The sequence below is a fragment of the Variovorax davisae genome (assembly GCF_030316845.1).
GTDB classification, from domain to species: Bacteria; Pseudomonadota; Gammaproteobacteria; order Burkholderiales; family Burkholderiaceae_C; genus Variovorax; species Variovorax davisae.
The window spans coordinates 1-23,173 of record NZ_JASZYS010000001.1 but is presented as its reverse complement, the minus strand read 5'-3'; the positions used below and the strand labels follow the sequence as shown (position 1 = coordinate 23,173).

General features: G+C 68.3%; 24 protein-coding genes and 1 pseudogene. 15 read left to right on the top strand and 10 right to left on the bottom strand.

Annotation, left to right across the window (positions count from 1 at the left end):
- Positions 1-23 precede the first annotated feature (23 nt).
- The 5 genes from fliS to fliE form a co-directional block, all read right to left on the bottom strand.
- Positions 24-446, bottom strand: a complete 423-nt coding sequence (fliS, locus tag QTI33_RS00125) for a flagellar export chaperone FliS (RefSeq protein WP_286503664.1) — start codon at positions 444-446, stop codon at positions 24-26.
- 22 nt (positions 447-468) lie between these two features.
- Entirely contained in the window at positions 469-1,920 is a 1,452-nt protein-coding gene (gene fliD / locus QTI33_RS00120; RefSeq protein ID WP_286503663.1) for a flagellar filament capping protein FliD, read from the bottom strand.
- A 43-nt stretch (positions 1,921-1,963) separates the two neighbouring features.
- Positions 1,964-2,317, bottom strand: coding sequence for a flagellar protein FlaG (locus tag QTI33_RS00115; RefSeq protein WP_286503662.1), 354 nt, complete (start codon positions 2,315-2,317; stop codon positions 1,964-1,966).
- 149 nt (positions 2,318-2,466) lie between these two features.
- Positions 2,467-4,116, bottom strand: coding sequence for a FliC/FljB family flagellin (locus QTI33_RS00110; RefSeq protein WP_286503661.1), 1,650 nt, complete (start codon positions 4,114-4,116; stop codon positions 2,467-2,469).
- A gap of 174 nt (positions 4,117-4,290) precedes the next feature.
- Complete coding sequence (fliE, locus tag QTI33_RS00105) at positions 4,291-4,608, bottom strand: flagellar hook-basal body complex protein FliE (RefSeq protein ID WP_286503660.1); 318 nt, start codon at positions 4,606-4,608, stop codon at positions 4,291-4,293.
- A gap of 280 nt (positions 4,609-4,888) precedes the next feature.
- On the opposite strand from fliE, the gene fliF reads away from it, so the two are divergent.
- From fliF to QTI33_RS00030, 15 genes are all read left to right on the top strand, one after another.
- Positions 4,889-6,628: a flagellar basal-body MS-ring/collar protein FliF gene (gene fliF, locus QTI33_RS00100; RefSeq protein ID WP_286503659.1), complete on the top strand. Its 1,740-nt coding sequence runs from the start codon at positions 4,889-4,891 to the stop codon at positions 6,626-6,628.
- Positions 6,618-7,616, top strand: coding sequence for a flagellar motor switch protein FliG (gene fliG / locus QTI33_RS00095; protein WP_286503658.1), 999 nt, complete (start codon positions 6,618-6,620; stop codon positions 7,614-7,616). The genes fliF and fliG overlap by 11 nt, the downstream gene beginning before the upstream one ends.
- On the top strand, positions 7,603-8,421 hold the full coding sequence (gene fliH / locus QTI33_RS00090) for a flagellar assembly protein FliH (protein ID WP_286503657.1): 819 nt from the start codon (positions 7,603-7,605) through the stop codon (positions 8,419-8,421). The genes fliG and fliH overlap by 14 nt, the downstream gene beginning before the upstream one ends.
- A 3-nt stretch (positions 8,422-8,424) precedes the next feature.
- The gene (gene fliI / locus QTI33_RS00085) at positions 8,425-9,834 is read left to right on the top strand and encodes a flagellar protein export ATPase FliI (RefSeq protein WP_286503656.1); all 1,410 of its coding nucleotides are present in this window, start codon (positions 8,425-8,427) and stop codon (positions 9,832-9,834) included.
- A gap of 16 nt (positions 9,835-9,850) precedes the next feature.
- Positions 9,851-10,306 carry a flagellar export protein FliJ gene (gene fliJ / locus QTI33_RS00080; RefSeq protein ID WP_286503655.1) on the top strand — a complete coding sequence of 152 codons (456 nt, stop codon included), beginning with the start codon at positions 9,851-9,853 and terminating at the stop codon, positions 10,304-10,306.
- Between the two features lie 20 nt (positions 10,307-10,326).
- The gene (locus QTI33_RS00075) at positions 10,327-11,688 is read left to right on the top strand and encodes a flagellar hook-length control protein FliK (RefSeq protein WP_286503654.1); all 1,362 of its coding nucleotides are present in this window, start codon (positions 10,327-10,329) and stop codon (positions 11,686-11,688) included.
- A 117-nt stretch (positions 11,689-11,805) separates the two neighbouring features.
- Positions 11,806-12,291 (top strand): flagellar basal body-associated FliL family protein, encoded by a 486-nt coding sequence (locus QTI33_RS00070; protein WP_286503653.1) that lies wholly within the window; start codon positions 11,806-11,808, stop codon positions 12,289-12,291.
- 21 nt (positions 12,292-12,312) lie between these two features.
- Positions 12,313-13,314, top strand: a complete 1,002-nt coding sequence (fliM, locus tag QTI33_RS00065) for a flagellar motor switch protein FliM (RefSeq protein ID WP_286503652.1) — start codon at positions 12,313-12,315, stop codon at positions 13,312-13,314.
- Entirely contained in the window at positions 13,307-13,741 is a 435-nt protein-coding gene (fliN, locus tag QTI33_RS00060) for a flagellar motor switch protein FliN (RefSeq protein WP_286503651.1), read from the top strand. Before fliM ends, fliN begins: the two co-directional genes overlap by 8 nt.
- The gene (gene fliO, locus QTI33_RS00055; RefSeq protein ID WP_286503650.1) at positions 13,738-14,151 is read left to right on the top strand and encodes a flagellar biosynthetic protein FliO; all 414 of its coding nucleotides are present in this window, start codon (positions 13,738-13,740) and stop codon (positions 14,149-14,151) included. Before fliN ends, fliO begins: the two co-directional genes overlap by 4 nt.
- Positions 14,145-14,903 carry a flagellar type III secretion system pore protein FliP gene (gene fliP / locus QTI33_RS00050; protein ID WP_506555359.1) on the top strand — a complete coding sequence of 253 codons (759 nt, stop codon included), beginning with the start codon at positions 14,145-14,147 and terminating at the stop codon, positions 14,901-14,903. The genes fliO and fliP overlap by 7 nt, the downstream gene beginning before the upstream one ends.
- A gap of 96 nt (positions 14,904-14,999) precedes the next feature.
- Positions 15,000-15,269, top strand: coding sequence for a flagellar biosynthesis protein FliQ (gene fliQ, locus QTI33_RS00045; protein WP_286503649.1), 270 nt, complete (start codon positions 15,000-15,002; stop codon positions 15,267-15,269).
- A complete protein-coding gene (gene fliR / locus QTI33_RS00040; RefSeq protein ID WP_286503648.1) occupies positions 15,269-16,063 on the top strand; it encodes a flagellar biosynthetic protein FliR in 795 nt (264 codons plus the stop codon). Before fliQ ends, fliR begins: the two co-directional genes overlap by 1 nt.
- A 356-nt stretch (positions 16,064-16,419) precedes the next feature.
- Positions 16,420-16,752 carry a hypothetical protein gene (locus QTI33_RS00035; protein WP_286503647.1) on the top strand — a complete coding sequence of 111 codons (333 nt, stop codon included), beginning with the start codon at positions 16,420-16,422 and terminating at the stop codon, positions 16,750-16,752.
- 5 nt (positions 16,753-16,757) lie between these two features.
- Positions 16,758-17,192, top strand: coding sequence for a hypothetical protein (locus tag QTI33_RS00030; RefSeq protein ID WP_286503646.1), 435 nt, complete (start codon positions 16,758-16,760; stop codon positions 17,190-17,192).
- A 71-nt stretch (positions 17,193-17,263) separates the two neighbouring features.
- On the opposite strand, the gene QTI33_RS00025 is transcribed toward QTI33_RS00030, so the two are convergent.
- From QTI33_RS00025 to QTI33_RS00005, 5 genes and pseudogenes are all read right to left on the bottom strand, one after another.
- Positions 17,264-18,337 (bottom strand): TAXI family TRAP transporter solute-binding subunit, encoded by a 1,074-nt coding sequence (locus QTI33_RS00025; RefSeq protein WP_286503645.1) that lies wholly within the window; start codon positions 18,335-18,337, stop codon positions 17,264-17,266.
- Between the two features lie 64 nt (positions 18,338-18,401).
- A complete protein-coding gene (locus QTI33_RS00020) occupies positions 18,402-19,274 on the bottom strand; it encodes a hypothetical protein (RefSeq protein WP_286503644.1) in 873 nt (290 codons plus the stop codon).
- Positions 19,275-19,683: 409 nt separating this feature from the next.
- On the bottom strand, positions 19,684-20,895 hold the full coding sequence (gene flgL / locus QTI33_RS00015; RefSeq protein WP_286503643.1) for a flagellar hook-associated protein FlgL: 1,212 nt from the start codon (positions 20,893-20,895) through the stop codon (positions 19,684-19,686).
- Positions 20,896-20,930: 35 nt separating this feature from the next.
- Positions 20,931-22,895 carry a flagellar hook-associated protein FlgK gene (flgK, locus tag QTI33_RS00010; RefSeq protein ID WP_286503642.1) on the bottom strand — a complete coding sequence of 655 codons (1,965 nt, stop codon included), beginning with the start codon at positions 22,893-22,895 and terminating at the stop codon, positions 20,931-20,933.
- An 84-nt stretch (positions 22,896-22,979) separates the two neighbouring features.
- A pseudogene (locus tag QTI33_RS00005) lies at positions 22,980-23,173 on the bottom strand (methyl-accepting chemotaxis protein); the annotation flags it as partial.

Genomic DNA, 23,173 nt, shown 5'->3' with positions numbered 1-23,173 from the left:
TTGTGTCGTTGTTCGGGCGCGCGTCAGGCGCGCGCCGGGCCGGCTTCGATCTCGCGCCATGCCGATGCGATGTTTTCGAGCAGCGCGTCGGCCTCGTCGAGCGCCTGCGTGTCGTTGCGCAGGTTGGCCTGCAGCAGCCGCTGGATGATGTAGCCGTAGAGCGCCGACAGGTTGGCCACCAGGGCCTCGCCTTCGGGGCCCGCGGCCTTGGCGTCGAGCGCCGCCTTGAGGCCGTTGTCGACGATGTCGACCGCCTTGGAGATCGCCTGACCCTTGGGGCCGATGTCGCCCGTCGACATGTGGTGGCGGGCCATGCCGATGGTCGACCGGGCGCCGTCGAACAGCATGCAGATCAGCTGGTGCGGCGAGGCGCTCATGACGCCTGTTTCCACGCCGACGCGCGCATAGGCGCCGGCGCCGGTCCTGAAGGTGTGGGGTGTGTACATCGACGGCTTTCCGTGAAGGGTGTTAGCTGCTGGCGCTGGCGTTCATCGCATCGAACTGCTGCTTCAGGTAGCTCATCGTGCTGTTCATGCTGTTGACCAGGACGTCGAGCTGGTTGAACTGCGTGCGGTAGCGCGCCACCGTGTCGTCGACCCGCGTCTGCATCGCGTCGTACTGCTCGTCGAGCTGCTTGATCGTCGCCGTGACGCCATCCGAGGCCACCTTGAGCGAGCCGCCGGTGCTGTTGAGGTCGGTCACCAGGGCGTCGATCTGCTTGCCGTAGCCGGCGGTGCTGCCGGTGGCGCTGGCGAAGAGCTTCGACACGCCTTCCAGGTTGCTGCTGAGTGCCTTGTCGAGCTTGGTCGAGTCGACCGCCAGCGTGCCGTCCTTCTGGAAGCTGACGCCGATCTCGGTCAGCACCTTGAAGCCGTCGGTGCCGCCGGCCTGCGGCGTCGTGAGCGCCTGGCGGATGCGGGTCTGGAGGTTGCGCAGGGTCGAGTCGCCCATCAGCGCGGCACCGGTCTTGGTGTCGGCGTCATAGGCGGTCAGGGTGGTCGCCGTGCTCTGCAGGCTGTTGTAGGCCTTGACGAAATCGTTGATCGCGGTCGTCACCGAGCTGGTGTTGGCCTTCATCGACAAGCCGGTCGTGCCGGTGTTCACCAGCGTCAGCGTGCTGCCCTGGATCGCTTCCTTGACCGTGTTGCTGGCGCTGGTGATCGCGATCCCGTTGACCGTGAGCTTGGCGTTCTGGGCCGCCACGGTCTGCTGCAGGTTCTGGGTGCCGGCCGGGTCGTTGCCCAGCAGGTTCTGCAGGGCCGCGTCGCCGTCCACCGAGATCCGCATGCTCGAAGCCTCGCCGGTCTGGGTCGACACCAGCACCAGCCGATTGGGCATGCCGCTGCCGTCGTTGACGATGCTGGCCGTGACCCCGGCATCGGCCCCGTTGATCGCATCGCGGATGCCGGCCAGCGTGTTGTTGCTGGCGTCGATGGTGATCGGCTTGGCCACCCGCGAGGTGTCGGCGGCGAAGCTGGCGCCGCTGTACTTGCCGGTTGCCGGGTCCAGCGTGCCGCCGGTGACGGTGCCGAAGTCGATCGTGATCTTGCCGCTGCCGATCGGGACCGTGGTGCTCGCCTGCCCGGCCGCGATCGCCGACTGCGACTGCGCCAGCTGCGACACCGTGATGCTGTAGTTGCCGGCCGAGCTGGCGTCGTTGGACGTGGCGGCCAGGATGCCGCTCACGGTCGGGGTGCCGGTGACCGTCTGGAACAGCGCCGGGTCCGACAGCTTCTTGGCGGCGGTCTGCAGCACGCCGAGCGCGCTTTGCAAGGTGCCATAGGCCGACAGCTTGCTGGTGTAGCTCTTCGCCTTCGCCTCGAGGGCCACCAGCGGCTGGCTCTCCGCCGTCTGGAGCTGGGTGAGCAGGGTGGCCAGGTCGAGGTTGGAGCCGACGCCCAGGCTGGTGATCGTTGCCATCTTGTTGCTTTCCTGAATTACGTGTGAAGAGAGAAGACCCGGCTCAAGCCTGCTGGCTCACCAGCATCCCGGGCGCCTCGCCCATGACCTTCGCGATGCGAACCACTTCCTCGGTCGGGATCTGGCGGATCACCACGCCGTTGGTCTGGTCGACCACCTTGACGATGACCTTGTCGGTGTCCTTGTCGATCTCGAACTGCAGGCTGATCGAACGCGTTTCCAGCGAGGCATTGACCGCCTGCACCGCGGTCTCGATCTGCGCCGGCGTCGCTTCCTCGACCGGCTGCGCCGCCTCGTCCGCGGCCGCCGCACCGGCGGCGGCACCCGTGGCGCGACCGGCAAGCAGCTGCGTCCATGGGTTGTCCTTCGCGGGAATCGGGGCAAGCGGGTTCGACATCTTTTCCACCTTGGTTGCGGGGTTCGCTGTGCTCTGGGGCCTCGCCGCGGGCATGGCCGCAGAGCACAGCGCAGGCCGCGAGGCCTGGCGCCGCCAGGACCTTCCCTTGCGGGAGGGACCTGGCATTCCTTTCATTGACGGTTAGTTGATCAACGCAGGAGGGACAGCACGCCTTGCGTGGTCTGGTTGGCCTGGGCCAGCACCGAGGTACCGGCTTGCTGCAGGATCTGGGCGCGCGTCATGTTCGACACTTCCACCGCGTAGTCCGCGTCTTCGATGCGCGAGCGCGACGAGGACAGGTTGGTGATGGTGGTGCCGAGGTTGGCGATCGTCGAGTCGAAACGGTTCTGCACCGCACCCAGCGAGCTGCGCAGCTTGTCGACCTTCGACAGGGCGGAGTCGATGGCGGCGAGCGGGTCGGCCGTCGCGGTGGTGTTGCTGACCGCGTTGGTGGTCAGCTTGCCGACCTTGGCCGAGTCCGCGTAGACCGTGTTCGCCTTGCTGTCGGTCACGACGCCGTTTTGCTGCATCGTGATCGTTTCCGACGTGGCGGCGGTGAGCGTGCCGCTGATGTCGACGAACTGCGCGGCACCGTTCGAGACGGCACCCGTGGTTTGCGCCACGGTGTAGGCAACGGTGCCGCCGGCGGCGCCGTCGATGTCGATCGTGGCGGCTGCCGCGAGCGTGTTGACCAGTGCGTTGACCGTCGAGGCCGCTGCGGGCTCGCCCTTGACGTCCATCGTGCCGGCGGTCGCCGTGGCCGTGAACACGGTGCCCGTGTTGTTGAGCTTGATCGTGTCGCCGGCGGTCGCCATGGCCTGAGTCAGCGACGAGACGGTCGCAGCGACGGCGGTGCCGCCGTTGTCGGTCGGCGTCAGGTTGCCGTCGGTGGCGTCGACGAACAGTGCCGAGCCGTCGGCTGCGGTGATGCCACCGGAGCTGTCGATCTTGATGTCGGTCGCCTTGCCGCCCAGGGTCACGGTGGCCGAGTAGCTCTGGCCGGCCGGCGGCTTCAGCGAGTCGGTCAGCGCGGAGCCGCTGCGGCCCGTTTCGGCGACCGTGTAGCTCTTCGATGCGGCGCTGTAGGTGTAGGTGGCATTGCCGACCGCCACGGTGCCCTTGTCCTGCATCTTGCCGAGCACGTCGTTGGCCGTGGCGGCGGTGGTGCCCTTCGTGTAGGCCGTGGCGCCGTTGGTCGTCGCGCCCTTGTTCCAGCCTGCGACCAGGAGATCCGATTCGGTCGCGGTCTTGTTGGCCGAGCCCTTGCCGTTGACGTTGAAGCCGTCGAGGCCCAGCGTCTTGGCGCTGATCTCTTGCAGGTCGATGTCGATGGTTTCACCGTCGTTGGCACCGACTTGCACCGTCAGCTTGCCGGCGTCGGCCGAGAGGACCTTCACGCCGTTGAACTGGGTCTGTTCCGAGACGCGGTTGATTTCGTCGAGGCGCTGCGTGATTTCACCCTGGATCGAGTCCAGGTCGCTCTGCGAGTTCGTGCCCGTGGCGGCTTGCACCGACAGTTCGCGAACGCGTTGCAGGTTGTTGTTGACTTCGGTCAGCGCGCCTTCGGTCGTTTGAGCGATCGAGATGCCGTCGTTGGCGTTGCGCGATGCTTGCGTCAGGCCCTTGATGTTGGCCGTGAAGCGGTTCGCGATGGCCTGGCCGGCGGCATCGTCCTTCGCGCTGTTGATGCGCATGCCGGACGACAGACGCTCGATCGCGGTGTTCAGCGACGATTGCGACTTGTTGAGGTTGTTCTGCGTGAGCAGCGAGAGACTGTTGGTATTGATGACTTGCGCCATGCTCGACTCCTGTTTACAAAGGTTGTGGACTACTTCCGGCCTCTGGCCGTAACGTTGGACCTTCTCTCACCGTGAGACTCAGGCCACCGTTGGTTCAGTTATCGGCACACCCTTTGAAACATTTAGGGACCCGGCACAAAAAATCGCCAGCCCCCGGTTCACGACCCCGGCGGCTCAAGCCGGCAGGTTCATCACTTCCTGATAGGCGCTCACCAGCCGGTTGCGCACCTGCAGCCCGGTCTGGAACGCCACGTTGGCCTTCTGCAGGTCGACCATGACGTCGTTCAGGGCGATGCCGGGCTTGCCCAGTTCGAAGGATTCGGCCTGGCCGTAGGCCTTGGTCTGGGCGCCGCTGATGCTGTCCAGCGAGCGCTTGAGTTCGGCCGCGAAGCCCCCGCTCTCGGCGGGCGCGGCGGCGGCGGGCGAGAACCCGGCCTGCACGGCGGTGGCCCGCATCTGCTGCAGGACGGATTCGATGGCGGTGATCGACATGGCTTTCCTTTGATTACTTTGGTGTTGCTATAGAAGCGCCCAGGCGCTCCGTCGTCCTTTCAGCGTAGCAAGGGAAGACCCCGATACAAGCAGCCAACAGACGGCTAAACCCACCGTTGTTCGGTCCATCGAATTTGTTACGGCTGCTCACAATCAACCGCGAAACGACAAGCCCGCTGACGACTTCAACGGCCTACGGCATGACCTCTGAACAACAAAACCTCTCCCTCTGCATGACCACGCACCGTCCCGGCGCACCGGCCATGGCGGGGATTCGCCCATGAGCGCGACGGCCCCCGCGATCGCCGCGCCCGCGGCGTCCACGCTGCCTCCGCTGCTCGAGCGCCTGCGCGCCCAGCCCAAGCTGCCGATGATCATCGGCGCGGCCGCGCTGGTGACCGCCGCCGCCGCGTTCACGCTGATGAACCGCGGCCCCGACTACAAGGTGCTCTACACCAACGTGTCGGACCGCGACGGCGGCGCGATCATCGCGTCGCTGCAGCAGATGAACGTGCCCTACAAGTTCGCCGAGGGCGGCGGCGCGATCCTGATCGCCGGCGACAAGGTGCCCGAGGTCCGGCTCAAGCTGGCGGCCCAGGGCCTGCCCAAGGCCGGCGGCGTCGGCTTCGAACTGATGGACAACCAGAAGTTCGGCACCAGCCAGTTCGCCGAGCAGGTCAACTACCAGCGCGCTCTCGAAGGCGAGCTCGCGCGCTCGATCGAATCGGTCGGCACGGTGGAGTCGGCCCGGGTCCACCTCGCCCTGCCCAAGCCCTCGCTGTTCGTGCGCGAGCAGAAGAAGCCTTCGGCGTCGGTGGTGCTGACCCTGCAGCGCGGCCGCAGCATCGACGAGGGCCAGGTCAGCGCCATCGTCCACATGATCTCCAGCAGCGTGCCGGAACTCGACCCCAAGAGCGTCACGGTGGTCGACCAGCGCGGCAACCTGCTGTCGGCGGCCAACAGCAGCGCGCGCGGCCTGGACGTGAGCCAGCTCAAGTACGTGCAGGAAATCGAGCAGGGCTACATCCGCCGCATCGAGGCCATCCTGCAGCCGATCGTGGGCGCCAACAACGTGCGCGCCCAGGTCGCGGCCGACATCGACTTCTCGGTGATGGAGCACACCGACGAGAAGTACAAGCCCAACCAGGAGCCCGGCAAGGCCGCGATGCGCAGCCAGCAGTCGAGCGAATCGAACCAGCAGGGCGGCACGCCGCCCGGCGGCGTCCCCGGGGCGCTGTCGAACCAGCCGCCGGGCACGCCGAGCGCGCCGATCACCACCGCTCCCAGGCCCGGCACGCCCGGCGCCCCGGCGGCGGCGCCGGGCGCCGCGAACACGGCGAGCACGACCACTTCGGCAGCCACCGGGCCGAGCAGCACGCGCAAGGACGTCACGACCAACTACGAGCTCGACCGCTCGATCCGCCACGTGCAGCAGGGTGCCGGCGGCATCAAGCGGCTGTCGGTGGCGGTGGTGGTGAACTACAAGGACGCGACCGACGGCGCCGGCAAGAGCAGCCCGCGGGCGCTGACCCCGGTCGAGATCGAGCAGATCCGCAACCTGGCGCGCGAAGCCATGGGCTTCAGCCAGGACCGCGGCGATTCGCTCAACGTGGTGAACAGCGCCTTCGCGGACGACAACAAGGAGCCGACCGCCGCCGCGGTGCCGTTCTGGCGCGACCGCGACAACCTCGACCTCGGCAAGTCGATCGGCCAGTACCTGCTGCTCGCCTTCCTGGCCCTGTTCGCCTGGTTCGCGGTGCTGCGGCCGCTGCTGCGCAAGCACCTGGCGCCGCCACCCGCTGCGGAACCGGCCGCGGTCGAACCCGGCGCGGACGGCGAAGCCGCCGGCGACCCGTCGCCCGAGTCCGATGAACCGGCGATCTCGGCCGAAGAGGCCCTGCGCCAGCGCGAGGCCCTGCGCCAGAAGGCCGACCTCGACTATGCCCATCAACTCGCCGAACAGGATCCCAAGCTGGTCGCCACGCTGATCCAGCACTGGATGAACAACCATGATCAGTGAAATCGGAACCCGCAAGAGCGCCATCCTGTTGATGGCCCTCGGTGAAGACCGCGCCGCCGCGGCGCTGGCCCACCTCGCCACCAGCGAGGTCCAGACCCTCGGCCTGGCGATGGCCAAGCTCGCCTCGGTCTCCAAGAACGAGCTGAACACGGTGCTGTCCGAGTTCCGCCACGAGACCGAGCAGCTGTCGGCGCTGCACCTGGGCTCCAGCAGCTACATCCGCGCCGTGCTCAAGAAGGCGCTGGGCGACGACCGCGCCAGCAACCTGCTGGAAGACATCCTGCAGAACGACGAGCCGCACAGCGGCATCGAGCGGCTGAACCAGCTCGAGGCCAGCGAGGTGGCCGAGCTGATCCGCGACGAGCATCCGCAGATCCTGGCGACCGTGCTGATTCACCTGGACCGCATGAAGGCCTCGGAGGTGCTCGAGAAGCTGCCGACGCGCCTGCGCCACGACGTCATCATGCGCGTGGCCACGTTCGGCGGCGTCCAGCCGTCGGCGCTGCACGAGCTGACCGACGTGCTGACCGAGATGCTCTCGGGCCAGGGCCTGAAGCGCAGCCGCCTGGGCGGCGTGCGGACCGCGGCCGAGATCGTCAACCTGATGAACAGCACCCAGGAAGAGGAAGCGATCGCCCATGTGCGCGAGCACGACGAGGCGCTGGCGCAGCGGATCATCGACGAGATGTTCGTGTTCGAGAACCTGCTGAGCCTGGAAGACCGCAGCATCCAGCGCCTGCTCAAGGACATCGAATCCGACTCGCTCATCATCGCGCTCAAGGGCGCGCCGCAAGAGCTGCGCGACAAGTTCCTGGCCAACATGTCGCAGCGCGCCGCCGAGACGCTGCGCGAGGACATGGAGCTCAGCGGGCCGGTGCGCGTCTCGCAGGTCGAGACCGAACAGAAGGCGATCCTGCAGGTCGCGCGCCGCCTGGCGGAAGCCGGCGAAATCGTGATTGCTGCGCCGGGCACCGATGACTTCGTCTAAGTACCCCTCCTCCGCCGCCGCGTCGCCCTTCGGCACGCGCTCGCGCATGGCCACGGCCTACGCGCCGCCCGTGCGCAGCGCGGCCAGCGCCAAGCCGGCCAAGCCGGTGCTGTCGGCCTGGCAACGCTGGGAGATGGACACGCTGGACGAACCGGCGCCGCGCCCTGCCCCGGGCCCCGCCGGCCGCGGCAGCGTGCCGCCGGCTGTCGAAGCACCGCCGTCGGTGGCGCTGCTGCATGCCGCCGAGCTGGTGAGCCTGCGCCGCGAGGCGCGCAGCGCCGGCGACGCCGAAGGCCGGCGCGAAGGCCACGCCAAGGGCCATGCCGAAGGCTATGCGCAGGGCCGCACCGAGGGGCTGGCGGCCGGCCTGGCCGCGGCCAGCGTGCATGCCGAACAGTTGCGCGCGCTGGCCGCCAGCCTGCCCGCCGCGCTGCGGCGCGCCGACAGCGAGCTGGCCGACGCGGTGCTCACGCTGGCGCTCGACGTCGCGCGCCAGGTGGTGCATCGCACCCTGCGCGCCGAACCCGAATGGGTGCTGCCGATGGTGCAGGACCTGCTGCATGCCGAACCGGCGCTGCAGGGCGAGCCGCGGCTGCTGCTGCATCCGGACGACGTGGCGCTGGTCCGCAACAGCCTCGGCAACGAGCTGCAGGCCGCCGGCTGGCAGGTCCGGCCCGACGAGACGATGACCCGCGGCGGCTGCCGCGTGCAGTCGGCCACCGGCGAGATGGACGCCAGCCTCGAGACCCGCTGGAAGAGCGTGACCGCGGCCCTGCACCGCGACGTCGACGCCCAGGAGGTCTGAGCCATGACCAGCCTCGCGCCCAACCCCCATCTGCAATCGCTGCTGAGCACGCTCGCGCGGGCCCGCAGCGATGTCAGCCAGTGCGCGATGACGGCCCATTCGGGCCGCCTGACGCGCGCCGTCGGCCTGGTGCTGGAGGCCGTCGGCCTGCAGCTGCCGGTCGGCAGCGACTGCCTGATCGAACTGCCGCCCGGCCATCCGCAGCGCCATGCCGAGGCCGAGGTGGTCGGTTTCGCCGGCGACCGGCTGTTCCTGATGCCGCAGACCGAAGTGGCCGGGCTGGTGCCCGGCGCCCGGGTGTTTCCGCGCAGCGCCGCGCCCGGCTCGGGCCTGGCCGGCGAGGCCCACACCAAGCGGCTGCCGGTCGGCGAGGGCATGCTCGGCCGGGTGGTCGACGCCGTGGGCCGGCCGCTCGACGGTCTGGGTCCGCTCGACATCAGCCGCAAGGTGCCGCTGTCGTCGCCGCCGGTCAATCCGCTCACGCGGGCGCCGATCGACTCGGTGCTGGACGTCGGCGTGCGCGCCATCAATTCGATGCTCACGGTCGGCCGCGGCCAGCGCATGGGCCTGTTCGCCGGCTCCGGCGTCGGCAAGAGCGTGCTGCTGGGCATGATGGCCCGCTACACCAGCGCCGAAGTGATCGTCGTCGGCCTGATCGGCGAGCGCGGCCGCGAGGTCAAGGACTTCATCGAGAACACGCTCGGCGAGGAAGGCCTGGCGCGGGCGGTGGTGGTCGCCGCGCCGGCCGACAACTCGCCGCTGCTGCGGCTGCAGGGCGCCGCCTACGCGACCTGCCTGGCCGAGTACTTCCGCGACCTCGGCAAGGACGTGCTGCTGATCATGGACTCGCTCACGCGCTATGCGATGGCGCAGCGCGAGATCGCGCTCGCGGTCGGCGAGCCGCCGGCCACCAAGGGCTATCCGCCCTCGGTGTTCGCCAAGCTGCCGGCGCTGGTCGAGCGCGCCGGCAACGGTGCCCGCGATGCCGACGGCCGCGGCGGCTCGATCACCGCCTTCTACACCGTGCTCTCGGAAGGCGACGACCAGCAGGACCCGATCGCCGACTCGGCCCGCGCCATCCTCGACGGCCACGTGGTGCTGTCGCGCACCCTGGCCGAGGCCGGCCACTACCCGGCGATCGACATCGAGGCCTCGATCAGCCGGGCGATGACGGCGCTGATCCCGCCCTCGCAGTTCGACACCGTGCGCCGCTTCAAGCAGATGCTGTCGCGCTACCAGCGCAACCGCGACCTGATCAGCGTCGGCGCCTACGCGCCCGGCCACGACCTGCAGCTGGACCAGGCGATCGCGATGTACCCGCGCATCGAGGCCTTCCTGCAGCAGTCGATGGAAGAGGCCACCGACTACCCGGCGTCGATCGCGCGCATGACGAAGCTGTTCGAACCCGCCTGAGCAAGGAAGGACACCGATGGCCCAGAAACTCCCGCTCGACACCCTGACCGATCTGGCACGGACCCAGACCGACGAGGCCGCGCGCCGCCTCGGCGCCCTGCAGAGCGCCCGGCTCGGGGCCGGCCAGAAGCTCGAACTGCTGCTGCAGTACCGCCAGGACTACTACGACCAGCTGCACCAGCTCATGAACAAGGGCCTGCCGACCGCCCAGTGGCGCAACTTCCAGGCCTTCCTCGGCACCCTCGACGGCGCGATCGAGCAGCAGCGCGCGATCGTGGCCCAGGCCGACAGCCGGCTCGACCACGGCCGCAGCGACTGGCAGCACCACAAGCGCCGCCTCAACTCCTTCGACACCCTGGCCGAGCGCGTGCGCCGCCAGGAAATGCTGTTGCAGGCCAAGCGCGAACAGCGCGACAGCGACGAACGCGCGGCCCGGAAGTTCTTCGACCGCGCCGCCCATCCGACCCTTTGAAGTCCCGACCGGATTCGCCCATGCCCACACTCATTTCGCCCTCCGTCAATCTCGCCAGCCCGCAAGCCTCGCAGGCCGGGCCCCGTGGCCGCAGTGCCGAGGAGCCCGACGGCCGCAGCTTCGGCGCGATGCTCGAGCGCTCGCGCGCCGGCAGCGGCACCCCGAAGGCGGCCGCGGCCGATGCCGCGACCGAGACCACCGCGCCCCGGCGCCCGGTGCGCGACGGCGAGCGCAAGAGCGAACTCAGCGCGGCCGACGTGCTGGCCATGCTGGCACCGCTGGCCGCGCCGATCGCGGCGCCGATCGTCGGCACCCCGGCCGATGGCCGCCGGGCCACCGGCAACGCGGCCGGCGCCGGCACCGCCCCCACCGGCGTGCTGCCGGACGGCGCCGCGGCGGACGCCTCGGCCACCCCATTGACCACCGCCGAGGACGCGGCCGCCGTGGCCTCGCAGGCCGCAGACGCCGAAGCGGCGGCGCCGGCTGCGGCCGGCGACCCGCAGGCGAAGGCCGATGCCCCGGCCGCTGTCCCCGCGGCCCGGACCGCCGGCGCGGCCGATGCGGCCAGCCGGACCGCCGTGGCGCAACCGGCGGCCGACGCCGCGCAAGCTGCTGCGCAGCCGGCCGCCGCGCCACTGGCTTCCTCGTTCGTGCCGCCGGTGGCTGGCGCCAAGGCCGCGACACCGGCCGCCGGCGAGGCCGTCGCCGCAGCCGCCGCGGCGCCCACCGACGCGCCCAAGACCGCGACGGTCCAGGCCGCCGCCGGCGCCGCGACCTCGATCGCGGTCGCGGCCGGGCCCAAGGCCGCCGAGCCGCTCGACGCCGACGCTGCATCGAGCGCGCCGACGCTGCAGCCCGTCGCCTCGGCGCTGCCGGCCACGGCCGACCGTGCCGCCGCCACCGCCAACGCCACGCCCGTGCTGTCGGTCGCCCCGCCCGTGGGCAGCCACGAGTGGGGCCCCGCGATCGGCCAGCAGATGATCCGCATGAGCGCCAGCGGCCACCAGGTGGCCGAGCTGAACCTCAACCCGGCCGGCCTCGGCCCGCTCAAGGTGACGCTGACGATGGGCGACAACCAGGCCCAGGCGATGTTCGTCTCGGCGCACGAAGGCGTGCGCAAGGCGGTCGAGGCCGCCCTGCCGCAGCTGCGCACGACGCTGGCCGACCAGGGCATCAGCCTGGGCCACACCTCGGTCGGCGCCGAAAGCCGCCAGCCCTCGCCGCAGGGCGGGTTCGCCGAGCAGAACCCGGGACGCTCGTCCGGCCAGCCGGCCTACCCCGGTGCCGGACAGGGCGTCGATGCCGCCGCGGCCGCAGAGCAGCCTGTGTCCCCGGCCCGTGCCTCGCGGGCGGCGAACGCCGGCCTGGACACCTTCGCCTGAGCGCTTGCGAGACAGAAGGCAATGAACGGATCTGAGGCGCTTTTCCGTCCCTGATCGACCGTTCGCCCAGCCTTCAGTTCGCAAAGAATAGACCGAACAAGTTAATCGAACTTCACCATGGCCACCACTCCCAACGCTTCCACCGCCGCCGCGCCTCGTTCCTCGAAGCTGCTGATCGGCCTCCTGATCGGGGTCAGCCTGCTGGCCGCCGGCGCGGTCGCCTACGTCTTCCTCGGCCCCAAGGCCGCCGCGGCGCACCCGACCGAGGCCGCCAAGCCGGTGCCCGAAAAGCCGATCTTCGTGACCCTGGAACCGTTCACCGTCAACCTGCAGGGCGAAGGCCGCGCCAAGTTCCTGCACGTCGGCATGGCGCTCAAGGTGCGCGGCGAGCCATCGAAGGCGCAGATCACCGAGTTCATGCCGGAGCTGCGCAGCCGGGCCCTGATGCTGATGTCGAACCGGACCGCCGACTCGCTGGTCTCGCCGGACGACAAGTCCAAGCTGGCCGAGGAGATCCGCACCGAGCTGAACCGGCCGCTCAACGCCGACCTGCCCGAGCAGGGCATCACCAGCGTCGCCTTCAACACCTTCGTGGTGCAGTGACCCCCAACAGGCGAGCCACCCATGGCCTATGAACAAGTCCTCTCGCAGGACGAGGTCGATGCCCTGCTGCAAGGCGTCACCGGCGGCAGCGTCGACCAGACCTCCAAGCCGGCCAAGCCGTCGGACGGCCTGCCGGCCTACGACCTCGGCGCGCCCGACCGGGTCGTGCGCAGCCGCATGCACACGCTGGAGGTCATCAACGAACGCTTCGCGCGCGGCCTGCGCAGCGCGCTGCTGAACTTCATGCGCCGCAGTCCCGACATCTCGGTCGGGCCGGTGCAGATCCAGCAGTACGCCGAGTTCGTGCGCCACCTGCCGGTGCCGGCCAACATCAACATGATGCACATGAAGCCGCTGCGCGGCACGGCGCTGTTCGTGTTCGATCCGAAGCTGGTCTTCCTGGTGGTCGACAACCTCTTCGGCAGCGATGGCCGCTACCACGTGCGGGTCGAGGGGCGCGATTTCACGCGCACCGAGCAGCGCATCATCAAGCGCCTGCTCGACCTCTCGCTGCAGTGCTATGGCGAGGCCTGGCAGCCGGTCTACCCGCTCGACTTCGACTACGTGCGCGCCGAGATGCACGGCAAGCTGGCCAACATCGTGGCGCCCAACGAGGTGGTGATCAACACCACGCTGCAGATCGAGTTCGGCCCCATCGGCGGCTTCCTGCACGTATGCATCCCCTACTCGATGATCGAGCCGATCCGCGACCTGCTGTCGAACCCGATCCAGGACGAGGTCGAGATCGACAAGCGCTGGGTCAAGCAGATGTCCAGGCAGATGCAGGCCGCCGACGTCGAGCTGACCGCGGACTTCGTCAAGATGTCCTCGACCATCGGCGAGGTCCTGAAGCTCCAGGTCGGCGACGTGCTGCCGATCGAGCTGCCGTCCTCCGTCATCGCCCGGGTCGACGGCGTGCCGGTGATGGAGTGCGGCTTCGGCACCTCGAACGACCGCTACGCCCTGCGCGTGCAAAACATGATCTCCCACCAAGACAGCGATGTGAAGAACGACCATGACTGACAACATTTCCTCCGCCAGCGACGCGGACGACTGGGCCAGCGCGCTGGCCGAGCAGACCGCCGCCACGCCCGCCGCACCGGCGGCCGAACCCGTGCCGGCGCCCGCCGCGGCACAGGTCTTCCAGCAGATCCAGGAGCCGGCCTCCACCGCCAGCGTCTCCGCCGTGGACATCGCGCGCGTGATGGACGTGCCGGTGCAGCTGACCGCCGAGATCGGCCGCACGCGCATCACCATCAAGAGCCTGCTGCAGCTGTCGCAGGGCTCGGTGGTCGAGCTCGACGGCCTGGCCGGCCAGCCGCTCGACGTGCTGATCAACGGCTACCTGATCGCCCAGGGCGAAGTGGTGGTCGTCAACGACAAGTACGGCATCCGGCTGACCGACATCATCACGCCGTCGGAGCGGATGCAGAAGCTGGCACGTTCATGAGCTTGCCCACGGTGCCTTCCCATGCGGTCGAGATGGCGCCGGCGGTCGGCGCCTCGGGCCTGCTGCAGGCCGGCTTCGGCATGCTGGTGGTGCTCGGCCTGATCTTCGGCTGCGCCTGGCTGGCGCGCCGCTTCGGGCTGCAGCGCTTCGGCGGCGGCGGCCAGGTGGTCAAGGTCGTGTCCAGCGCCAGCGTCGGCCAGCGCGAGCGGGTGGTGGTGGTCGAGGTCGCGGGCACCTGGCTGGTGCTGGGCGTGACGGCCAGCCAGGTCCACACCCTGCATTCGCTGCCCGCGCAGGCGGTGGCCAGCGCCGCCGCCGAGCCGGCTTCGGCGGCACGCAACCCGGTCGACCTGTTCGCGCAGAAGCTGCGCGAATCGCTGACCGGCAAGGCCCGTCCCGCGTCATGGTGAACAGGCCTCTTCGCCGCGGCTTGCAGGCCGGCCTGGTGCTGCTCGCGGCCGCGCTGCCGATGGCCGCCTGGACCCAGGGCCTGCCCGGGCTGATCAGCACGCCCGGCCCCGGCGGCAGCCAGACCTGGTCGCTCAGCGTCCAGACGCTGGTGCTGCTGACCTCGCTGTCCTTCCTGCCGGCCCTGTTGCTGTGCATGACCAGCTTCACGCGCATCCTGATCGTGCTGGGGCTGCTGCGCACCGCGATCGGCACGCAGTCGTCGCCACCGAACCAGATCCTGGTCGGGCTGTCGCTGTTCCTGACCTTCTTCGTCATGTCCCCAGTGTTCGACAAGGTCTACACCGAGGCCTACAAGCCCTTCTCCGAAAACAAGATCAGCGCCGACAAGGCCCTGGAACGCGGCATCGAGCCCTTCAAGACCTTCATGCTGCGCCAGACCCGCGAGAACGACCTGGCGCTGTTCGCCAAGCTCGCCAAGGTGCCCGACATGCAGGGCCCCGAGGAAGTGCCGCTGCGCATCCTGCTGCCTTCGTTCGTGATCAGCGAACTGAAGACCGCCTTCCAGATCGGCTTCACCATCTTCATTCCGTTCCTGATCATCGACCTGGTGGTGGCGAGCGTGCTGATGTCGATGGGCATGATGATGGTGCCGCCGGCCAGCATCGCCCTGCCCTTCAAGCTGATGCTGTTCGTGCTGGCCGATGGCTGGCAGCTGCTGATCGGCGCGCTGGCGCAGAGCTTCTATACCTGAAAGAGACTGAATGCCCCCACGCTCCGCACTTCGTGTCTTCGCTGCCCCCCGAGGGGGTGCAGGCCTCCCTTGGGGCGGCCCGGCGGGAGGCCCGACATGACCCCCGAAACCATCATGTCGATGGGCAACCAGGCGATCATGGTGTCGCTCGCGCTCGGCGCACCGCTGCTGCTGGTGGCACTGGTCGTCGGCCTCGTCATCAGCATCTTCCAGGCGGCGACCCAGATCAACGAGGCCACGCTGTCCTTTATCCCGAAGCTGCTGGCGGTGTTCGCGACCATGGTCATCGCCGGCCCCTGGATGCTCGGCCAGATGCTGGACTACATCCGCGCCCTCTTCATGAGCATTCCCCAGCTCGTAGGCTGATGCCCCCCGTCTTCGAGGTCACCTCGGCGCAGCTCACCGCCTGGCTGGTGGGCTTCCTGTGGCCGTTCGTGCGGATGCTGGCGCTGGTCAGCACGGCGCCGATCTTCGGCGAAACGTGGGTGTCGCGGCGGATCAAGGTCGCGATCGCGGCGATGCTCGCGCTGGTGCTGGCGCCGACGCTGGGCCCGATGCCCGACGTGCCGGTGGTCTCCGCCGGCGGCGTCTGGATCATCATCCAGCAGGTGCTGGTCGGCGTCGCCATGGGCTTCACGATGCGCATGGTGTTCACCGCCGTGCTCGCCGCGGGCGAGTACATCGGCCTGCAGATGGGCCTGTCCTTCGCCTCCTTCTTCGACCCCATGAACGGCGGCGCCACGATGGTGGTGGCGCGGCTGCTGAACATGCTGGCGATGCTGATCTTCATCGCGGTCGACGGCCACCTGCTGATGATCGCCGCGCTGGCCGAGAGCTTCCAGGCCCTGCCGATCGCCGATGCACCGCTGTCGGCGCAGGGCTGGATGGTCCTGGTCTCGGGCGCGAGCCGCATCTTTGCCAGCGGCATGATGCTCTCGCTGCCGCTGGTGGCCGCCCTGCTGATCCTGAACCTGGCGATGGGCATCCTGAACCGCGCATCGCCCCAGTTCAGCATCTTCGCCGTGGGCTTCCCGCTGACGCTGCTGGCCGGCATCGGCATGCTGCAGCTGCTGATGCCGCACCTGGGCGCGTTCCTGGAGCCGCGCTTCGCGGCCGGGCTCGATGCGATGGTGCAATTCGCGGGGGCCTTGCGGCGCTGAGATCGGTGCGGCCGGCGCTGGCCAGGCCGTCTTGCGGGGCGACGCATTGCACGCGGTGGCGTGCGGCACGAGTCACTGCCTGCGTCCGATCCTGGCCGCGTTGCGGCTTCTTGGCCACCGGATCGGCGCGACTTGCATGCATGGCTGGCGACGTCGCGGCCGACCACCGCCAGGTCACATGGAAATCCAACGGACAAGCAGGCAGGTGAAGGCCGGCCAGCGACCCGACCCATGGAGGGTTGAGACTGGTCCTGCGATCGAGAACAGTCCACAAGGTCTTTGGCTGAAGCCGGGCTACGTTGAATTGCCGGCGTCGAACTGATCTTCGTCCTAATTATTGGATATACCTTTTTCCCATGAAAAAAGAGCCAATCATGGAAGCCAGGGCGGCAATTGCGGATGAACGCGCGAAGACGCTCACCCGTTCGCAATTGGCCGAAAAGGCTGGCGAATTCGGAAAGGCGCTCGCTGCGTCGGCCTGGGACCTCTCGCTCCATGAGCAACGCGACAAGGAGGTTCCCGCCACTGATGATCCGGAATTATTGGAGCGTGCCCGGCAGGCAACGGATTTTTTGAAGGCGAGGGTGGCAGGAGGAAGCGTGCCAAATCGACATACTGTTCAAAGGAAACTCAGTGGGTTTCCAAGAATTCACGAACGCAATATATCCGCATTACTCAACAGGGAGTGAAAATAATGAAGCTTCTTGAATTTCTCGTGATCGCCTCGACTTTTCTTGCTGCCGCAGCTCAAGCCGGACCGTCAGTCACCATCACGTTCAAAAATCTCAACACCACAGAAACCGCAAACTACACCGTAGAAAACGTCAATCAAAGTTCGACCGAGAGAGATGCGTCGCCCAAGCCTGCCAAGACCGTTAGACCATTGTTCAACGACAGCTACACGGTCACGAGTCGATTGAGCCCCGACGCCACCACGGCGACTGTTCAGTATGTCATGGGGAGAAAGCGATGCGCCTTCGGTACGGTCTACGTGAATACGACTTCGACCGGTGGCACTCTCGTCCGCAACGCTACCGTCACACCCAGCAACGGCGCAATATGCACAGCCAGGATTACATCCATCAACGCCATGACCAATGCCTGGACTGCTGAATTCACGATGAAATGATCCGCCCGATCCATCCTGGACAAGCACGGCAAGGCAATGGCATGCACAGCGAGCGGCGACACCCTTCCGATTCACCGCCTGCAGATGCCCAGCACCAGCTCCTGCTCGGTGCAGTTGCGCGGCAGCGGCGGTGGCGCCGCCGCTGCCGCTGCACTGACGGCACTGCGGTGGGCGATGCAGTTGCGCATGCGCTTTTCCATCGGCCCGTAGTAGCGCCACCCCTGGCTCAGCGGCGGCAGTTCCAGGCGCACCTGCTTCCATTTGGGATGGCCGTTGGCCTGCAGCTTGTCGAAGTTGGTGCAGAGCGAGTCGGCAAAGCGGCTCAGGGCGCCCACCGTCGACTGCAGGCCGTAGTCGTAGGTGACCAGGTAGGCCTTCACGGTCAGGGTGGGCACGTCGGCCTTGAGCCATGTCGAGTAGCTGGAGGCGCGGATCACGGCCGGGAAGTAGGTCTTCTTCGCCCGCGCCGTCTCCGGCGCCGCCTCGTCGAGCTTCAGGATCTTGATGTAGTTGCGCGCCTCCGCCTTCATGTCCGTGAACAGCTTGGCCGGCTGCCCGGCGACGATGATCGCGACGTCGATCGACTTGTCGACGGTGAGCCTGGCCAGCGCTTCTTCGTTGGTCAGGTACTGCGCGTTGGCGGGCGGCAGCGGCTCGCCGAACATCAGCTGGTAGAGCGTTCGCGAGGTGAGCGCGGTGCCGCTGCCCAGCGGGCCGACGCCGATCTTCTGGTTCTTGATCTCGTGGATGCTGTTGAGCGGCGAGTCGGCGCGGGCCACGAAGTAGATCTCCTCGTCATAGAGCGGCATGATCAGGCGCAGCGGACGGATGATGTTGCCGGCCTCGGCGTTGCCCGCCTTCGCCTCGTCCAGGAAGGCCTGGTAGACGTCGGACTGCACCAGCGCCAGCTTGACGCCCGGCTCGAAGCGCATGCGCTGAACGTTCTCGGCCGACCCCTTCGACTCGAGGACCTCGAGATCGATGTCGGCCGGGTCCGCGATCCAGGTCGCGAGATCCCGACCGATCTGGATGTAGGTGCCGGTTTTCGACGCGGTGACGATCTTGTACTCTGCCCGGGGGGCCGCGGCCGCGCACGCGAGAAAGGCCATCCACAACAGCCCGATGGACAGGATTCTTGTTGGCATGTTGGCTCCGTCGAAGGTTGCTGACACCGCCAGGAGATGCCTGGCTCATGGTTGCTTGCTCGCTCTATTTCTTCGCGCACAGGGCCAGCGCCGCCAACGCCTCACTGCACCCCGGGTCCTGCGGCGCGGCCGCGCCGGCGGCCGGCGCCGGCGCGGGCTCCACCGGCGCTTCCGGCCGCGTGGGGCCCGGGGGCGCAGCGGCCTGCTCCAGCCGGATCGCCCTGGACGCCTTCAGCGGAACGTCCGGCAGGGGCGCCCCGCCCCCGGCCTGCGCCTGCGCGCGCTGGTCGAAAGCCTGCCACAGCGCCTGCACCGCCGGATCGTCCGAATGCTCGGCGTCCAGACCCTCGAGCACCTGCTCGGCGGTGGTCAGGTCGCCGCGCTTCAGGGCGCCCTGCACCCGCTCGACATCGTTTCTGAACGCACGCTCCCTGCCGGCTTCGTTCTCACCGCTGACATAGACGCGCTCGAGCCCCACGACGGCGAGCCCGGCCACGACCAGGGCGAGTGCAATGCCCGCCACCATGCGCTGGGGGGTCGCGAAGCGGGCCAGCCAGCTCGACTTGCCGCCGCCCGGCACGTCGGTCTGCCAGAAGGCGCCCGGCCGGACCATGCCGATCTCGGCGTCGGCCTCCCGCTCGGCCGTGCCCGTGGGGCCGGGAATATGGATGACTTCGTCCGCTTCCGGCTGCACCGTGTCCCTGAAGTCGATGACCATCGGGGCCGGCACCTCCTTGGCCACGGAGAGGCCGCGGCCGGGCGTGGCCGGCGGCGGCCCGATGTCGGCATCGCCGGTGTCGGCCGGCGCCAGCTGATCCTCGAAACAAAAAGGGCAAAACCGGTTCCCCTTCTGCAGCATGGCAGCACACCGCCTGCAGGGCACCGAGAACGATGGATCCAGATCGGCCAGGTTCGCCATTTTCGGAACAAGGTTCATGCTCGCGCCAGGATTGAGCGATGTAATGATTTTGTACCTACTTTAACCTCGATCCAAGCCCGTCAGGGCCGACCGCCCTCCATCCGGGCAGCCAACTCGTCCAAGGCGTCGTCGCTCAAGGTGCCGCCGGCAATTCGACGTAGCCGGGTTCAGGCCCAGGACTTCGACGCCTCTGGCACCGGGCCGCACCATGGACCCGGGCTTCCTTGAACAGAGGGTGGCAAAGGCGGGGATGACGCCGGATCAGGCGATCGGCATGTCGCCGCAAGCCGCGGCCGCCAGCGCCGGCGCCGGCCAAGAGAAGAACCGCCATCTGCCGGATGCCTTCTTCGGCCGCGACCAAGGCCTGCGGGTCGACCTGCCGAAGCAGCGACCCGCATGTGTCGGCAAGCGGCCAACCGCCTCTTCCTCAAAGATAGTTGAACAGGGAGATCGACGCCAGCTTGGCAAAGGTCAGCTGGGTCGCCTGCAGCGAGGTCTGGCGCTGGTAGAACTCCGAGATCGCGCTGGCCGGGTCCAGGTCCTCGATCGAGGACAGGTAGCTCTTGTCCATCAGCACGCGCGACGCGCCGCCATCGTCGAGGGCGTCGACCTCGTTCATGCGCGAACCCACCGACGACAACACGGTCAGCACGTTGTCGTGCGCGTTCGTGACCTTGACGTTGGCGGTGCTCAGGGCGTTCTGCAGCTTGGCCTGCGCCGCTGCGCCGCCGCCGCTCAGCGGGGTGCGCAGCGCCGTGACCAGCTCGCCGATGGTCGCGAAGATGTCGGTGCCGGCATTCTTGGCGGTCGTGACGTTGAAGGTGTCGCCGTCCGCCGGCGTGCCGGTCATGCTGATCTGCAGCCCGGCGAAGGAGATCGGCGAGCCGGCCGTGAAGGCGCCGCTGGCGGCCACCACGGGGGGCGTTTCGTTGGTCGACACCGTGTAGTTGCCGCCCGAGAAGCTGATCGTGAAGTCCTGGCCGTAGCTGGCCTGGGTGGCATCGACCACGCTGACCGCACCGAAGACGGCGGTTCCGGTGTTGGCCGCGGCGCCCGAGGTCACGTAGCCCGCGCCGCCCTGCACCGACTGGAACACCGTGCGGCCGTCGTCGGAGGTCGCCAGCTGGCGCGCCACGTCGACCTGCATGAGGCGCTGGCCCTGGTCGCCGACATACTGCACGCCGCCGCCGGCCTGGGCCGCGAACGGCGGACTGGCGCTCTTGTAGCCGGCGAACAGGAACTGGCCGTTGCCGTCGTCGGAGTTCGCGATGCCCACCAGCTGGTCGAGATTGCTCTGGATCGCCGTGGCCAGCGAGGCGCGGTCGGCATCCGACAGGGTGCCGTTGCCCGCCTGCACGGTCAGGGTCTTGATGTTCTGCAGGATCAGGGTGGTGCTGTCGAGCGCGGTTTCCTCGCGCTTGAGAGACAGGGTCGCGCGCTCGCGGCTGGTGGCGTACTGGGACGACTCGGCCAGCGTCTGGGCGACGCCGAGTGCCCGCGCGGCACCCACCGGGTCGTCGCCGGCGGTCAGGAACTTCGTGCCCGCCGACAGGCGTTGCTGGACGTTGAAGAGATTCTGCTGCTGCAGGCCCATCGCGAGGGTGTTCTGCTCGTAGAACGAACTGGTGCTGATACGCATCACGGCTCCTTGGATCTGGGTGGGTTCGGCGCGCTTCAGCTGCTGATGCCGAGGATCGCGTCGAAGATGGTCGAGGCGGTCTGGATGACCTTCGCGTTGGCCTGGTACATCTGCTGGAACATCAGCAGGTTGGCGGTTTCCTCGTCCTGGTTGACGCCGGAGATCGACTGCTGGCTGGCCTTGATCTGGCTGGTCACGCTCTCCTGCGTCTTGGTGGCGACCTTGATCTCCATCGCCTTGTTGCCGACCTCGCTGACCAGCTGCGAGTAGGCGCCGTTGAAGGTGGTGGTGCCGTTGCCCATCGTGGTCTGGCGCTGAAGGGCGCCGAGCAGCAGCGCGTTGCTGCCGTCGGACACGCCGCCCGCGTTCTTGCCGATGGTGAAGGTGTCGCCGTTGGCCGGCGTGCCGGTCATCGTCATGCTGAGGCCGTCGAAGCTGATCTGGGCACCCGCCGTGTAGGGCACCGCGGCGCCGGCCGCGTAGGTGGTCGCGGTGCCGTCGGCCAGCGTCACGGTGACGGCGGAGGTGGCGGGAAAGCCCGACAGCGCGCCGGTCGCCGAGTCGTAGCTCAGCGTCAGGTTGGCGGCCAGCGGCGTCGCCGGGTAGCTCGCGTCGACGGTCGCCGGGCCCAGCTTGGCGCTGCCCTGGTTGCCGGCGCTGTTGCCGGTCACGATCGGCGAGGCGGCCGCCACCTTGGCCGGGTCGAGCACCAGCACGTCCATGTCGCGCGCGCCGGTGCGGGTGGGCTGCACCAGGAAGGAGTCGCCGGCCTGCGCCGTGCCGCTCGCCTGCGACAGGCTCACGCCGTCGAAGCTGATCGGGAAGCTCGTGAAGGTGCCCATCGACTGCTTGTCCGACAGCCGGGTCACCGAGTAGTTCAGCGTGCCCGCCACGTTGGTGACCTGCACCGAGTAGTCGCTGGTGCTGAGCTTGTCGGTGTCGGTCACGACACCCGACAGCACCATGTTGCCGGTGTTCTTCGCGTTCGAGAACACGCCGGGGGTGGCGGTGGTGAAGAAGTCGGTGCCCAGCGCGCCGTTGAGGTCGACGCCCAGGCCGTGCTGATCGTTGAAGGCACCCGAGACCGCCATCGCCAGCCGGCCGATGGCGTTCTGGGCCGGGATCAGGGTCTGGGTGCGGAAGTTCATCAGGCCGCCCAGCGAGCCACCGGTGATGACGTCGCTGCCGAGCTCCGAGACGTTGCCGGCGATGCCCACCAGCGCCACCGTGGTGCGGGTCGGGTCGGCGGCCGAAGGCACGGCCTTCATGGTCGCGGCCTGGTCGCCGGTCACCAGCGACTGGCCGTTGCCCATGAACACGTTGTACTTGCCGTTGTCCTGCTCGAGCACCTTGACGTCGACGATCTGGCTCAGCTCGCTCACCAGTTGGTCGCGCTGGTCCAGCAGGTCGTTCGGCGGCTGGCCGCCGGCGACGGCGGTCATCATGCTGATCTGCTGGTTGAGGCTGGCGATCTTGCTCGAGTAGGTGTTGATCTGCGAGACGCTGCCCGAGATCTGGTCGTTGACCGACGCGTTGAGGTCGCTCAGGTACTGGTCGGTCGAACGGAACTTGTTCGACAGCGATTGCGCCGAGCTGATGAGCTGCTGGCGCGCGGCCGAGTCGGCCGGCGTGTTGGCGACGCCCTGCACCGCGGTGAAGAAGGTCTGCATCAGCACGCTGATGCCGGAGGTCTTGTCGGCCAGCAGCGAGTCGATGCGGTTGATCTCGGTGCCGTAGGCATTCAGGGCCGCCGAGGAGGACTGTGCCGTGGCCAGCTGCGAGGTCAGGTAGCGGTCGTAGCTGCGGCTGATCGTGGTGACGCCGGCGCCGGTGCCGACGTAGCCCGAGCCGGTGGCGACCGCTGCGTTGGTGGCGACCTCGGCGACCTGCCGGCTGTAGCCGGTGGTGTAGACGTTGGCCGTGTTGTGGGCCGTCGTCATCAGCGCGGTCCGGGCGACATTGAGGCCGCTCAGACCCGTGAAGAACAAGTTTCCTGACATGGGATCGATTACCTGGTTGGGTGTGGGTGGGTGTTGCTTCTCGGCATCGCCGCTGCAATGCCCTCAGGGTCTATATCGGCCGCCTCAGCCGAAAGTTGAAGGCTGAACGACGCCTGACTCCCGCAGCTTGAACACGCCCACCACCTGCGACAGGCCGCCGGCCTGGCCCTGCAGCGATGCGGCCGCGGCTGCTGCTTCTTCCACCAGCGCCGCGTTCTGCTGCGTCACCTGGTCCATCTGCGTGATCGCCTGGTTGATCTGCTCGATCCCCGAGGTCT